We start from the raw sequence: 13,638 nt of genomic DNA on the forward strand, positions 1-13,638 counted from the left end.
CTGGGGCGGTTACTCTGAGCGTCGTGTCTTCTCCCACCACTCCGCGACGCGTGTCGCTGCTGACCCTGGGCTGCGCCCGCAACGAGGTCGACTCCGAAGAGCTCGCCGGACGCCTCGGCGAGGGCGGCTGGGAGCTGGTGGACGAGGGCGCTGACGTCGTCGTCGTCAACACGTGCGGCTTCGTCGAGCAGGCCAAGAAGGACTCGGTCGACACGCTGCTGGCCGCCTCCGACACCGGCGCCAAGGTCGTCGCGGTCGGGTGCATGGCCGAGCGGTACGGCAAGGAGCTCGCGGACAGCCTCCCGGAGGCGGCCGCGGTCCTCGGGTTCGACCAGTACAACGACCTCGCCGAGCGGCTGCAGGACGTGCTGCACGGCAAGCCCGTCGAGTCGCACGTGCCGGTGGACCGCCGCACGCTGCTGCCGATCACGCCGGTGAAGCGTCAGGAAGCGAAAGAGGGCGTCCAGGTGCCCGGCCACGGCTGGGGTCCGACCAAAGTCCAGCGCAAGCGCCTCGACGACGCCCCCGTGGCGCCGTTGAAGATCGCGTCCGGCTGTGACCGCCGGTGCAGCTTCTGCGCCATTCCGAGCTTCCGCGGCGCCTTCGTGTCGCGGCACCCCGACGAGATCGTCTCCGAGGCCATGTGGCTCGCCGAGAACGGCGTCAAGGAGCTCTTCCTCGTCAGCGAGAACTCCACGAGCTACGGCAAGGACCTGCCGCGCGACCAGGGCGCCCTCGAACAGCTCCTCCCGCGACTGGCCTCCATCCCCGGCATCGAGCGGGTCAGGGTCAGCTACCTGCAGCCCGCCGAGACCAAGCCGAGTCTGGTGGCGGCCATCGCCAAGACCGACAAGGTCGCGAACTACTTCGACATGTCGTTCCAGCACTCCAGCGAGAACGTGCTGCGCCGCATGCGCCGGTTCGGTGACACGGACAGCTTCCTCAAGCTCGTGTGGCAGATCCGCGAGCACGCGCCCGAGGCCGGCATCCGCAGCAACTTCATCGTCGGCTTCCCCGGCGAGACCGAGGAGGACCTGCGGGAGCTCGAGCGGTTCCTCACCGAGGCCCGGCTCGACGCGGTCGGCATCTTCGGCTACTCCGACGAGGACGGCACGGAGGCCGAGGAGCTCGACGGCAAGCTCGACGCCGACGTCATCGCGGAGCGGGTGCAGCGGATCGGCAACCTCGTCGAGGAGCTGACGAGCCAGCGCGCCGAGGACCGGGTCGGCACCGAGGTCACCGTGCTGATCGAGACCGAGGAGGACGACGAGAGCGACTGCGTCGGCCGGGCCGAGCACCAGGCGCCCGAGGTCGACGGCGAGTGCATCGTGCTGGACGCGGAGAACCTCAAGCGCGGCGACTTCGTGCGCTGCCGGGTCGTCGACTCCGAGGGAGTGGACCTGGTCGTCGAGGTAATCGGGACATGACTGAAGCCCGGAAGGTCCCGCTGCTCAACGTCGCGAACATCCTCACGATGGCGCGGCTGGTACTCGTTCCGGTCTTCCTGTTCTCCCTGTTCGAAGCGGGCGGCTTCGACACCACGTGGCGCCTGATCGCGTTCGCCGTGTTCGCGGTCGCGAGCTTCACCGACCACATCGACGGCACGCTCGCGCGCAAGCACGGGCTCATCACCGACTTCGGCAAGATCGCCGACCCGATCGCGGACAAGGCGCTCACCGGCTCGGCGCTGGTGGGGCTGAGCATCCTCGACGTGCTGCCGTGGTGGATCACGATCGTCATCGGCGTGCGCGAGATCGGCATCACGCTGCTGCGGTTCTGGGTGATCCGCTACGGCGTGATCCCGGCGAGCCGCGGCGGCAAGGCCAAGACGCTGGCGCAGGTCATCGCCATCGGGTTGTTCGTGCTCCCGCAGAACGACGTGCTGCAGCTGATCGCCTGGGTGATCATGGCGGTCGCGCTCGTGCTGACGGTCGTCACGGGAATCGACTACGTCGTCCGAGCGTTCAAGATGAAGGCGAGGGCAGGGAGAGCGGTGGCATGAACGTCGTCGAACTGCTCAAAGCGAGGAACCAGACCGTCGCCACGGCCGAGTCGCTGACCGCGGGTCTGCTGTGCGCGACGATCGTCGACACACCGGGGGCGAGTGCCGTGGTCCGCGGTGGGTTGATCGTCTACGCCACCGAGCTCAAACACGAGCTCGCGGGCGTGGATCAGCAGTTGCTCGACGAGCACGGAGCCGTGCACCCCGACGTCGCGGTCCAACTGGCCGAGGGCGCCAGGAAGAGGTGTGGATCGGACTGGGGGATCGGGCTGACCGGGGTCGCCGGGCCCGATCCGCAGGACGGTGTGCCCCCGGGAACGGTCCACATCGGCTTGAGCGGTCCTGGAGTGTCCACAGTGCGGACAATCACTCTCAGTGGTGATCGTTGCGCGGTCCGTCGGGACTCCGTGGAAAAAGCCCTGGTCCTGCTCTCGGATTACCTGCTGATGACCGACGCCGGGAACAAATGATGACTCCGCGTTCGTTCGCCCTTGGCGGACGTGTTCGGAAGTCAGTGCCCGTTGTCGGTGTCGATCGGTAACGTAGGGACACGGCCGGCCGGAAGGAGGCGCGCGATGACCGTGCTGCTACGCGAGGCGATCGGTGATCGACTTCGCCATGCCCGCACCAACCAACGCCGCACGCTGCGCGAGGTCTCTCGGACCGCCCGCGTGAGCCTGGGGTACCTGTCCGAGGTGGAGCGCGGCCGCAAAGAGGCCTCCAGCGAGCTCCTCTCGGCCATCTGTGACGCGTTAGAGCTCCCGCTGTCCGAACTGCTGCACCACGTCGCCTCCGACATCGGCGCCGTCCAGCAGACGCCGGACACGGTGCCCGACACCGTCCCGGACGGACGAACGGATGGGCGCAAGCTGGAGGGTGGCCGCGTGCTGCCGTCCACGCTCTCGGACGACCTCTCGGACCTGCGCCTGCAGCCCATGCTCAGTCACAGGCTCACGAGCAAGATCGGCGAGAAGCCCAAGGCAGTCGCTGCGGCTTGACACCTATGACATCCACACGACCCCGTACGCCTTCTGGCGTGCGGGGTCGCCTGCATTCGGGTGATCTGGGCAGGCCTGTGGCCCCCGCCACGTGACGGTCTGCAACAAGACCGCCCGTTCGTACGTTCAACTGACAACGACGGCAGCGGGCTGGACGGCAGGCAACGGCTTGGCATCAGCACGCTGGGTCACCGCGTCTCCGGGCGCGGGTGCGGGCAGGATTGGCACGTCGCAAGGCGTGTACTCCTAAGTCCCGGGGTGGGTCAGGGTGTTCCCGGATATCTCCCCGTGTCGGTGGATACGCCGACGCACAATTGAGACGATGGATCCAACACCGGCACCGAGAAGGCAGGCGTAGGAGATGGCCAGTCCGTTCGTGAAGTTCTGGAAGTACCTGATGGCGTCGTTCTCGTCGAAGATCGACGAGCACGCTGACCCGAAGGTGCAGATCCAGCAGGCCATCGAGGAGGCGCAGCGTCAGCACCAGGCGCTCTCTCAGCAGGCGGCAGCAGTCATCGGCAACCAGCGCCAGCTGGAGATGAAGCTGAACCGCCAGCTCGGCGACGTCGAGAAGCTGCAGGCCTCCGCCCGTCAGGCACTCGTGCTCGCCGACGAGGCGCGCGCGAAGGGCGACGAGCAGAAGGCCGCCCAGTTCGAGAACGCCGCGCAGGGCTTCGCCACCCAGCTCGTCACGGCTGAGCAGGGCATCGAGGACCTCAAGACGTTGCACGACCAGTCGCTGCAGGCCGCCGCACAGGCCAAGCAGGCGGTCGAGCGCAACTCGATGATGTTGCAGCAGAAGCTGGCGGAGCGCACCAAGCTCCTCAGCCAGCTCGAGCAGGCCAAGATGCAGGAGCAGGTCTCCGCATCGCTGAACCAGATGAGCGAACTCGCCGCGCCGGGCAACGTCCCGTCTCTGGAAGAGGTTCGCGACAAGATCGAGAAGCGCTACTCGACCGCTCTCGGGTCCGCCGAGCTCGCCCAGAACTCGGTGCAGGGCCGGATGCTCGAGGTGCAGGCCTCGACCACCCAGCTCGCCGGCTCGTCGCGTCTCGAGCAGATCCGCGCCTCGATGCACGGTGGCCAGTCGAGCACCCCGCAGCAGGTCACCGCGGGCAACAGCGCCGCCGCGCAGATCCAGGCCGAGATCGCGCAGCGCGTCCAGTCGGAGCAGAAGACCCAGCAGCAGCAGGTTCCTCCCGCCCAGAACTGAGGTTCTGCGGGCGGCGGGGAGCAGGAGGAGTCAGCAGGTGATCATGGAGCCCTGGAGAAACCGTCCCAACAACGAGATCGTCCGCAAGGTCGTCGGCGAGTTGGGTGCGTCGCTCCAGGGCCACCCGCTGGCCGAGCAGGCGCGCTACCGCCTGCAGAAGTGGAACGACCCGGTCGCGAAGCTCGAACGCAAGCGCAAGCGGACCAACGCCGTGCTGACGTTCTGGCTGATCGTGATCACGATGCTCGGCACCCTCGCGGTGCTGGGTTTCACCGGCGTGCTCGGCACGTGGGCCGCCGTCACCGGCTCGATCGGCGCGGCCGTGCCCGCCGTGCTGGCCGTGCGCAGCGGGTTCAAGCTCAAGGAGATCGGCGTCGCCCGGCAGCGCCTCGCGCTGTCGCCGCCGCCCGCTCCCCGGCCGCCGCTGCCCGCGCACATCTCGTCCGCGCGGGTGCCGATGGAGAAGCTGCACAGCGCCGAGGACGCGATGACGCAGCTACTCGTGCAGCTCGACTCGCCCGCGCTCACGTCGATGCCCGCCGAGTCCGTCCAGCACGCCCGTCAGACCGCCCAGGAGGCCGCTGCGGCCATCCGTGCGGTGTCGGCGCAGCTGCAGGCCGTCGAACGCGCCCGGGACACCGCTCCGCCGCTGGAACGCGCCCCGTTGGTCGAAGGCGTGCGGGTGCTGCGGGAGCAACTCGCGGACGGCGTGGACCGCTACTGTGCGTTGGTGGCCGAGGCCGGCAAGGCGCTGGCCGCGAGCACGCAGTTCCAGAACCCGGGCGAGGTCCTGGACGACGCGACGGACCACATGGCCGGTTTGGCGTCCGCGATGCGCGATGTCTCAGGCTATTCAGCGTACTGAATGTAACGCTCCGTAGTCACTTGCGGCTATTCGGCGAGTCTCTCTGGAGATCTCTGCTGCAATCGTGTGATTATCGGACCGTTATCTAGCCGTAGCCGCTACATGGCGTGGCAGGATTCCGGGGCCGGTCTGCGGGAAGTCCGGCTGAATTGCCGGGAGGCAGTGCGTTGGCGTTGTGGACCGTGCACGGGGACGGTCGGATCACCGACAGTGAAACCGTCGCACCCCAGGAGAGGGTGAGCTGGCCGCTCACCATCGGGTTCGGAGTGCAGCACCTCGTCGCCATGTTCGGCGCCACGGTGATCGTGCCCACCGCCACCGGTCTCCCCGTCGCCACCACGCTGCTGTTCTCCGGCCTCGGCACGCTGCTGTTCCTGGTGATCACCAAGAACCGGGTGCCGAGCTACCTCGGCTCGTCGTTCGCGTTCGTCGCGCCCCTGATCGCCGCGCGCGAGCAGGGCATCGCCGCCCAGCTCGGCGGGGTCGTCGCGGCCGGCCTGCTGGTGATCGTCGTCGGCATCGCGGTCAAGGCGCTCGGCGTGCGGCTGCTGGAGTCGGTCATGCCGCCGGTCGTCACCGGCGCGGTCGTCATCCTCATCGGCCTGAACCTCTCGCGGCAGGCCACCTCGAACTTCGGCGAGCAACCGCTGCTGGCCGGCCTGACCACCGTGGTGATCCTGCTGGCGGGCGTGCTGGGCCGGGGCCTGGTGTTCCGCTTCTCGGTCCTGATCGGCTTCGTGGCGGTCTGGATGGGCGGCCTCGCGTTCGGCGCCGTGCCGTCCGCCCGGATCGCCGAGCTGCGGGAGGCGGCCTGGGTGGGCCTGCCGCGGCTCTACCAGCCCGAGCTGCGGCCGTCGGTCGTGCTGTTGATGCTGCCCGTGGTGATCGTGCTGGTGGCCGAGGTCGTCGGGCACGTGAAGGCCGTCGCGGCGCTGACCGGTCGCAACCTCGACGGCAGCGCGGGCGACGCGATCATCGCCAACGGCCTGTCGACGGCGTTGTCCGGACTCGGCGGCGGCGCGGGCACCACGACGTACTCCGAGAACATCGGCGTGATGGCCGTGACCCGCGTCTACACGACGGCGGCCTTCGCGTTCGCCGGGGTGTTCTCGGTGGTGCTGGCGTTCTCCCCGAAGGCCATCGCGCTGTTCGGCACCATCCCGCCGGGCGTGCTCGGCGGCTGCACGCTCGTGCTCTACGGCCTGATCGTGCTGGTCGGCGTGCGGATCTGGATGGACCGCGGCGTCGACCTGGCGAGCCCGGTGAACGCCATGGTCGGCGGCGCCGCGCTGGTGGCCGGCGTCGGTGACCTCACGATCGAGATCGGCGACCTGGAACTCGGCGGCATGGTGTGGGGCTCGCTGCTCGTCGTGATCCTGCACCCGGTGATGCGCTGGCTCAGGGCTGCGCGCCGTAACTGACTGCCACACGTTGGTGTGGTTTCCGTGACTCCACTTCGGACCGATCCAGTTCCCGGTCCACTGGAGGGAGTTCGGTCATGGTCGCCGCGTACTACGTGGTGCTCTTCTTCGCCTGCGCCATAATCGCGGGCAGTCTGGTCGCCACACGCATCCGGTTGCTGCGTCACCGCCGATGACATCCCTCGCGTGGTTGATGGTGCCGCTGGCCATGGTCGGCGTGGTGCGTGTGTGTGTCGTCCTGGTGGCGGCTGATCTCTACGACCTGTCGTTGTTCCGCTCTCGCCCGTTGCCCTACACGCCGACGGTGTGGGTCGTGATCCCGGCGTACAACGAGGAACTCTGCGTCGCACGGGCGGTGCAGTCCGTTTTGGACAGTTCCTACGAGGACGTGTCCGTGATCGTGGTCGACGACGGTTCGACGGACGGCACGGTGGCGGCGTTGCAACGCTTCGGTGAGCGTGTTCATGTTGTCTCGCAGGAGAACGCGGGCAAGGCTGCGGCGATCAACGCCGGCATGCACCTCGTCGGCGACGGCCTGGTGATGGTGCTTGACGCCGACTCGACGTTGTCCCGCACCGCCGTGACGAAGATGGTCGCGCACTTCGCCGACCCGATGGTGCTCGCGGCGGCGGCGAACGTGAAGATCGCCGACCAGCGCGGCGCGCTGGGCTGGGTGCAGCGCCTGGAGTACGCGGTGGTGCACCGGCTCAAGCAGGGCTACACGGTCTTCAACTGCGAGTACGTCATCGGCGGTGTCGGGTCGATGTTCCGCACGTCGACCGTGCGCGCGTGCGGCTACTTCGACACCGACACGATGACCGAGGACATCGACTTCTCGATGAAGATCCTGTCCATGCGCGGCAACTTCGACTGGCGCATCATCTTCGCGGCGGACGCCATCGCGTACACGCAGGCCGTGCCGTCGTTGAAAGGTCTGCTGCGGCAACGGTTCCGCTGGAAGTTCGGGCGCTTGCAGGCGTTCTACAAGCACCGCTCGCTCTTCTTCGGCCGCAGGTGCTCGCGTCTGCTCAGCTGGCTGCACCTGCCGTACACGGCGGCGGGGGAGGTGCTCGTGCTGTTCGAGCCCGTGTTCATCTACGTCGTCATCAGTGCGACGTTCCAGACTGGCTGGTTCACCGGCATCGTGCTGCTGTGCTCGGTCTACACGGGCGTGGCGCTGTTCACCATCATCGGCGACCTCACGGAATCATGGCGCGCCAAGGCTCCGTTGCTCGCCTTGGCACCGTTGGCCTACCCGCTGCTGATGGTGATCGTGTTCGTGGACTTCGTGGCGGTGCTGCGCTCGTTGTTCACGGTCCTGCGCGGCTACCGTCCGGTCGGCCGCTGGGAACACGTCGAGCGCACGCTCACCTCAGTGCCCGGTTGATCCGCGACACCAGGCCGGGGCCCTCGTAGATGAACCCGGTGTAGATCTGCACCAGGCTCGCCCCGGCGTCGATCATGCGCTTGGCGTCGTCGGCGGTGCGGATGCCGCCGACGCCGATGACCGGCAGGTCGCTGTTCTTGGTGATGAACCGGACCACGTCGTTCGAGCGCTGGGTGAGCGGGCGGCCGCTCAGACCGCCGGTCTCCGTCTTGTGCGCGCTGACGAGGCCCTCACGGCTCAGCGTGGTGTTCGTGGCGATGAGACCCTTGATGCCGTTGTCGACGCAGACCTGGATGACCTCGGCGATGGCGTCGTCGGTGAGGTCGGGCGCGATCTTGACCAGCATCGGCTTGCCGGTGGCCTTGGTCAGCTCCGCGACGAGCTCGGTCAGCGCGCCCTTGTCCTGCAGGCTGCGCAGGCCGGGCGTGTTCGGCGAGCTCACGTTGATCGCGTAGTAGTCGCCGTGGTCCTTCAGCGCGTTCAGCGAGTCGAGGTAGTCCTGCACGGCGTCCTCGACCGGGGTGATCTTGGACTTGCCGAGGCTGATGCCGAGCGGTGCCCGCAGCGTCGTGTGGTCGAGCTTCGCGGCAAGCGCTTGCGCCCCCGCGTTGTTGAAGCCCATCCGGTTGATGATCGCCTCGTCCTCGCGCAGGCGGAACAGCCGTGGCTTGGGGTTGCCCGGCTGCGCGTGCCACGTGACGGTGCCGACCTCGACGAACCCGAACCCCAGCGCGGCCCACGCCGGCAGTGCGCGCCCGTCCTTGTCGAGGCCCGCAGCGAGCCCGACCGGGTTCGGGAAGCGGACGCCGAAGACGGTGCGCGGGTTGTTCTGGTTGCGGGCGAACCGCGCCAACGGGCTCAGCCGTTCCATGGCGGCGAGCGTGGTCTCGTGGACCCGCTCCGCGTCGCCGCCGTGCATTCCGAACAACGCCCTGCGAACCACCTGCTTGTACACCACGCGCCCACCCTATAACGCCAGCTCAGGGTGGGCGTCCAGGACCTGGTGGGGGCTGTGCCTAGTTCCCGGCCTCGCGCAGGCAGTCGGGCGCGGGGTTCCTGATGGGGCCCGTGAAACCCAGCCCGGTCCCGCGGTCCGGCAGGTTCGAGATCCCCAGCAGCATCGTGTAGCCCTCGGGCAGGTCACCCGGCCGGAACGTCATCGACCCGTCCTCGCCCTGGTCAGGCAGTTCGTAGTCGCGCGCGTCCATCCTGCTCTCGTCCAGCTCCGCGCAGTCCCGCGACATCGGCACGGCCTTCGCGCGGATCCCGTACTCGCGCAGCTTCGCGTTGGCCCCGTCCACGCCTTTGACGTCCTTGATGGTCACCGTGACCGTCCCGTCCGCGTTCTTCGTCACGGCGTACGCGGGCGCGTCGTTGCCGACGATCGCGAACGTCGCCGCACCAGCCAACGCCAGCACCCCCGCAGCTGCCAGCAACGGCCGTGCGGACCTTACGGGCCGTTCAGGCGCCTCCTCGACCGTCTCGCCGTGCTCACGCATCAGGTCGTTGAGCAGCTTGTCCTTGAATGTCGTCATCGCCGTCCCCCGTCCGCGAGGGCGCGCACCTTGCCGCGCGCCCGGAAGAGCCTGAGCCGCAGCGCGCCGGACGACATGCCCAGCACCTGTGCGGCGTCCTTCGGTGCCATCCCGACCAGGTCCACGAGCTCGACCACCTCGCGGTCGGTGGCGGGCAACGAGGCCATCGCCTCGATCAGCTCACGCCCGGCCCGTTCCGCGTCGATCCGCGTGACCAGGTCGGCGATCTCGTCGGTGCCCAGCGCCCGCCGTCCCCGGATGCGGGCGACCACGTCCCGCCCCCGCGTGACGGACTCGCAGTGCTGGGCGAACACCCGCCGGGCGATGCCGAGGACCCAGCCTCGCGCCGTGCCCCGGTCGCGGTCGAACGTCGCGAACGACGTGATGGCGGCCACGAACGTGTCCGAGGTCAGGTCGGCGGCCGTCTGCGGGTCCGCGGTCCGGCGCGCGAAGTACGCCATGACGACGTCGAACTCGGCCTCGTAGAGCTCCTCGAACGCGCGCGCCGCACGCGTGGGAGACGCTGGTGGTGGATGTCGTGGTGCTGTCATCGGCTGACTCACGCTAATGGTTGCCGACTTCGAGCACCGCCGTTACATCGTCGGCTTGGGCACCTTGATCGTCGCCTGCTCGTCCAGCGGCATCTTGGGCTTGGCCAGGAACGTCACCGGCAACGCCCGCAGCCCGCGGCTCCCGAGCGACACCCGCCACCCGAGCGGCTGCGAGGGGTCGAGCGCGAGGCCCGCACACCGCGACAGCAGGGTCTTGAACGCCACCTCGCCCTCCAGCCGGGCCAGCGGGGCGCCCAGGCAGAAGTGGATGCCGTGCCCGAACGCGAGGTGCTGCCGGTCCGCCCGCTCGATGTTGAGCTGGTCGGCGCGCGGGTAGCGGTTCGGGTCGTGCTCGGCCGACGCGAGCGACAGCAGCACGACGTCACCCGCCGGGATCTGCACGCCCCCGATCGTCAGCGGCTGCGTGGCGAACCGCAGCAGGTGTGAGGCCGGGCCGTCGAACCGCAGGAACTCCTCGATGGCACCGGGCAGCAGTGACGAGGAGCGCTGGAGCAGTTCGAGCTGGTCCGGGTGGCGCAGCAACGCCAGCGCGCCGTTGCCGACCAGGTCGACGGCGGTCGTGTAGCCCGCCACGAGCAGCAGGAACGCGAGCGAGGCGAGTTCGTCGTCGCTCAGCGCGGTCTCGCCGGTGGCGCGGGCCAGGCCGCCGATCAGGTCGTCGTCGCCGGACGTGCGCTTGTGCGTGACGAGGTCGCGCAAATAGCCCGCCGTCTCCTCACGGGCCGAAGACGCGTCACCGTCCGCAAGGCCCGTCACGACGTCGGCCCAGTAGCGGAAGTTCTCCTGGTCGACGGCCGGCACACCGAGCAGTTCCATGATCACGGTGATCGGCAGCGGGGCCGCGAAGTCCGCGATCAGGTCGCACCTGCCGTCCACGAACCCGTCCGCGAGCTGCGTCGCCACCTGCTCGATCCGGGGGCGCAGCGCGGCGATGCGCCGGGGCGTGAGCTGGCTCGACACCGCACGCCGCAGTCGCGTGTGGTTCGGCTCGTCGCTGTTCATCATGTGGTCGGACAGGTCACCGAACCACCACGACGCGAAGTGCGGATGGCCGCGCAGGGGTTCGGCGAGCGCCGAACCGTGGGAGGACAGCAGCGGGTTGTCCAACGCGGCGCGCACGTCGGGGTAGCGGGTCACGAGCCACATCGGCACGCCGAAGGTCTCGACCCGGTGCACGGGGCCCGCGTCGCGCAGGCTTTTGAGCACGGCGTACGGGTCGTCGGTGAAGCCGGGGCGCAACGCATCCAGATTTACCGCCATATTGGGGCACACGGGCGGGAGCGCGTCTCGGTTCAACCGGATTGGCATTTTGGGCAGAAGTACACGAATCTGCCCTCGATCTCGTCCGATCGGACCCTTGTGCGGCAACGCAAACAGGGTTTGCCGGTGCGTTCGAAAACGTAGTGCTGCACGCGCAGGTCGCCCGTGGTGCTCTGCTCCGGCCGCCACTGGTTGGCCTGCAAGAGCTTCCGCGACAGCGCAACCGCACGTGACGGGTCCACGGCGGACACCGGGGCCGTCGGCGGAACGCGCAACAGGAAACAAACTTCCGCTCTGTAGAGATTGCCGACACCGGCCATCACGCGCTGGTCCAACAATGCGAGACCGATCGGTCGCGACGGATCGGCGGTCAACCGCCGAACGGCCTCAGCGGCGTCGAAGTCGGCTGCCAGAAGATCAGGTCCGAGGTGCGAGATCAATCGATCTTCTTCGGCGGTCGGCACGAACTCCATGTCGTGCAGCGCGAATCCGATGGCCTGCCGGTCGTCCACCTCGAACACGGCGCGGGCCTGGTGCGCGGGACGGCGCCAGCGTTCACCGGGGCGGTAGAGGTGCCACGAGCCGTCCATGCGGAAGTGGCTGCGCAGGCTGTTGCCGTCGGAGAAGTGGGTGAACATGTGCTTGCCGTACGTGCGCACGCGCAGCACGTCCAGCCCGGTCAGGTCCACCGCGGCCAGGCGGGGGTGCCGCAGCTCGCCGCGCAGCAGCGTCTTCCCGGCCAGCGCCTCGTGCATCCGCCTGCCCGCCAGGAAGACGGTGTCGCCCTCAGGCATCCACCGCTTCCTGGATCTCGTCGTCGTCGAAGTCGTGGTGCACGGCCCGGCGCCGGCTCCGCGAGATCCGCTGGATGCGGGCGAGCAGCAGGTTGAACGCGAGCGCGACCTCACGTGCACCGGGCGTGCCCCACTCGTGGATGGGCATGCACGCGCCCTGTGCCTGCTGCACGGCCAGACGGTCCGGCAACGCCACCGGCATCACCAACGGGCCGAAGATGTCCCTCAGCTCGTCGATGCGGAACTGGTGTTCGTGCGAACGCGGCCGCACGCGGTTCACGACGACACCCAGCGGCTGGAGGTCGGCGTTGTTCTGCTCACGTTCGTTCTGCACGGCCTCGAACGCCCGCTGCACGCCCGCCACCGCGAACATCGTCGGCTCGGTGACCAGCAGCGCCCGGTCGGCCGCGACCAGCGCGGAGCGGGTCAGCTGGCCCAGCGACGGCGGGCAGTCGAGCAGCACGAGGTGGTACGGGAACTCGTCGTACATGTCCCGCAACGTGCGCAACGCGTCTTTCAGCCGGTGCAGCCGCGACTCGTTCGGATCGGGGTGGTTGAGCAGCTCGGCGTCCTCGGACCCGGACAGCACGTCGATGCCGTCACCCCAGCGGCTGGGGCGGATCGCCTGTTCCAGGTTCTCCTCGGACGGGTCCTGCAGGACGTCGTAGATGCTGGCCTTGGACTCCTCGGGCTCCAGCGTCGACGTGGCGTTGCACTGCGGATCGAGATCGATCACCAGCGTGCGGACACCACGGCGGAGGGCGGCAGAGGCCAGGCCGAGCACCACCGTCGTCTTGCCGACGCCTCCCTTGAGGCTGAGCACGGACACCGTATGCACAGACCTACTCTAGGGTCTCCTAGTCTGTTGGCCATGCGACCGGACGCCGTACAGAGGCTGCTCGACGCGGAATTGGCCGCCGCACGCGAGCGCAGGGGTGGAGAACCGCCGCGTGTGCTCGACGTTGGTGGTGGCAGCGGCGTGTGGGCCGTGCCTCTCGCCGCGGCCGGATGCGCCGTCACGGTCGTGGAGCCGTCCCCGAACGCGTTGGCGACGCTGAACACCCGCGCGCGCGAGGCCGGCGTGACGATCAACGCCGTGCAGGGCGACACCGATGCGCTGGGCGTGCCCGACGGCGAGGCCGACCTGGTGCTGGCGCACGGGGTGCTGGAGGTCGTCGACGACGCACCGGCCGCACTCGCGTCGCTGGCCGCGGCCGTGGCCCCCGGTGGAGCGGTGTCGGTGCTGGTCGCGAACCGTTTCGCGGCGATCCTGCACCGCGCGATCGCCGGCCGGATCGTCGACGCGCGGCGGTTGCTGGACGACGACGCGGGGCAGCTCGCGGGCACGCGTGACCCGTTGCAGCGCCGGTTCGACGTGGCCGGTCTGGAGAAGCTCGTCCTCGACGCGGGCCTGGCTGTGGAGATCTTGCAAGGTCACGGGGTAGTTTCTGACCTGGTTCCCGGTGTGGTGCTGGATGCGAATCCGGGGGCCGCCGACGCGCTCGCGGAACTGGAACTGGCTGCCGCAACCAGGTCCCCGCTGCGGGACGTCGCCGCCAGGCTGCACGTGCTGGCTCGCCGGGCCCTCTGA

At 68.9% G+C, this 13,638-nt stretch carries 15 protein-coding genes; 9 read left to right on the forward strand and 6 right to left on the reverse strand.

Features of this window, described 5'->3' with window-relative positions; all coding sequences use genetic code 11:
* Positions 1 to 23: 23 nt before the first annotated feature.
* The 8 genes from rimO to QSK25_RS15100 all read left to right on the forward strand — a co-directional run bounded on the left by rimO (position 24) and on the right by QSK25_RS15100 (position 7,886).
* Positions 24 to 1,427 (forward strand): 30S ribosomal protein S12 methylthiotransferase RimO, encoded by a 1,404-nt coding sequence (gene rimO / locus QSK25_RS15065; protein WP_285638853.1) that lies wholly within the window; start codon positions 24 to 26, stop codon positions 1,425 to 1,427.
* Positions 1,424 to 2,002 carry a CDP-diacylglycerol--glycerol-3-phosphate 3-phosphatidyltransferase gene (gene pgsA, locus QSK25_RS15070; protein WP_285638854.1) on the forward strand — a complete coding sequence of 193 codons (579 nt, stop codon included), beginning with the start codon at positions 1,424 to 1,426 and terminating at the stop codon, positions 2,000 to 2,002. Before rimO ends, pgsA begins: the two co-directional genes overlap by 4 nt.
* Positions 1,999 to 2,472 (forward strand): CinA family protein, encoded by a 474-nt coding sequence (locus QSK25_RS15075; protein WP_285638855.1) that lies wholly within the window; start codon positions 1,999 to 2,001, stop codon positions 2,470 to 2,472. The genes pgsA and QSK25_RS15075 overlap by 4 nt, the downstream gene beginning before the upstream one ends.
* A 105-nt stretch (positions 2,473 to 2,577) precedes the next feature.
* The gene (locus tag QSK25_RS15080) at positions 2,578 to 3,000 is read left to right on the forward strand and encodes a helix-turn-helix domain-containing protein (protein ID WP_285638856.1); all 423 of its coding nucleotides are present in this window, start codon (positions 2,578 to 2,580) and stop codon (positions 2,998 to 3,000) included.
* Positions 3,001 to 3,361: 361 nt separating this feature from the next.
* Positions 3,362 to 4,213 carry a PspA/IM30 family protein gene (locus QSK25_RS15085; RefSeq protein WP_285638857.1) on the forward strand — a complete coding sequence of 284 codons (852 nt, stop codon included), beginning with the start codon at positions 3,362 to 3,364 and terminating at the stop codon, positions 4,211 to 4,213.
* Positions 4,214 to 4,256: 43 nt separating this feature from the next.
* A complete protein-coding gene (gene pspM, locus QSK25_RS15090; protein ID WP_285638858.1) occupies positions 4,257 to 5,078 on the forward strand; it encodes a phage shock envelope stress response protein PspM in 822 nt (273 codons plus the stop codon).
* A gap of 236 nt (positions 5,079 to 5,314) precedes the next feature.
* Positions 5,315 to 6,499, forward strand: a complete 1,185-nt coding sequence (locus tag QSK25_RS15095) for a uracil-xanthine permease family protein (RefSeq protein WP_352235871.1) — start codon at positions 5,315 to 5,317, stop codon at positions 6,497 to 6,499.
* 172 nt (positions 6,500 to 6,671) lie between these two features.
* Positions 6,672 to 7,886 carry a glycosyltransferase family 2 protein gene (locus QSK25_RS15100; protein WP_285638860.1) on the forward strand — a complete coding sequence of 405 codons (1,215 nt, stop codon included), beginning with the start codon at positions 6,672 to 6,674 and terminating at the stop codon, positions 7,884 to 7,886.
* On the opposite strand, the gene QSK25_RS15105 is transcribed toward QSK25_RS15100, so the two are convergent.
* Genes QSK25_RS15105 through QSK25_RS15130 form a run of 6 tightly spaced genes read right to left on the reverse strand, consistent with a single transcriptional unit; the run spans position 7,867 to position 12,885 of the window.
* Positions 7,867 to 8,844 carry a quinone-dependent dihydroorotate dehydrogenase gene (locus QSK25_RS15105; RefSeq protein WP_285638861.1) on the reverse strand — a complete coding sequence of 326 codons (978 nt, stop codon included), beginning with the start codon at positions 8,842 to 8,844 and terminating at the stop codon, positions 7,867 to 7,869. The two genes, QSK25_RS15100 and QSK25_RS15105, sit on opposite strands and share 20 nt — an antisense overlap.
* A 58-nt stretch (positions 8,845 to 8,902) precedes the next feature.
* Positions 8,903 to 9,421 carry a hypothetical protein gene (locus QSK25_RS15110; protein ID WP_285638862.1) on the reverse strand — a complete coding sequence of 173 codons (519 nt, stop codon included), beginning with the start codon at positions 9,419 to 9,421 and terminating at the stop codon, positions 8,903 to 8,905.
* Positions 9,418 to 9,972, reverse strand: a complete 555-nt coding sequence (locus QSK25_RS15115; RefSeq protein ID WP_285638863.1) for an RNA polymerase sigma factor — start codon at positions 9,970 to 9,972, stop codon at positions 9,418 to 9,420. Before QSK25_RS15115 ends, QSK25_RS15110 begins: the two co-directional genes overlap by 4 nt.
* Positions 9,973 to 10,014: 42 nt before the next feature.
* On the reverse strand, positions 10,015 to 11,253 hold the full coding sequence (locus tag QSK25_RS15120; protein WP_285638864.1) for a cytochrome P450 family protein: 1,239 nt from the start codon (positions 11,251 to 11,253) through the stop codon (positions 10,015 to 10,017).
* 32 nt (positions 11,254 to 11,285) lie between these two features.
* Positions 11,286 to 12,047 carry an Fpg/Nei family DNA glycosylase gene (locus QSK25_RS15125; RefSeq protein ID WP_285638865.1) on the reverse strand — a complete coding sequence of 254 codons (762 nt, stop codon included), beginning with the start codon at positions 12,045 to 12,047 and terminating at the stop codon, positions 11,286 to 11,288.
* Positions 12,040 to 12,885, reverse strand: a complete 846-nt coding sequence (locus QSK25_RS15130) for a ParA family protein (protein ID WP_285638866.1) — start codon at positions 12,883 to 12,885, stop codon at positions 12,040 to 12,042. The genes QSK25_RS15125 and QSK25_RS15130 overlap by 8 nt, the downstream gene beginning before the upstream one ends.
* 33 nt (positions 12,886 to 12,918) lie before the next feature.
* Here QSK25_RS15130 and QSK25_RS15135 point away from each other — a divergent pair, with 33 nt between their 5' ends.
* The gene (locus QSK25_RS15135) at positions 12,919 to 13,638 is read left to right on the forward strand and encodes a class I SAM-dependent methyltransferase (RefSeq protein ID WP_285638867.1); all 720 of its coding nucleotides are present in this window, start codon (positions 12,919 to 12,921) and stop codon (positions 13,636 to 13,638) included.

The organism is Lentzea sp. NBRC 102530 (assembly GCF_030269365.1).
Lineage (GTDB): Bacteria > Actinomycetota > Actinomycetes > Mycobacteriales > Pseudonocardiaceae > Lentzea.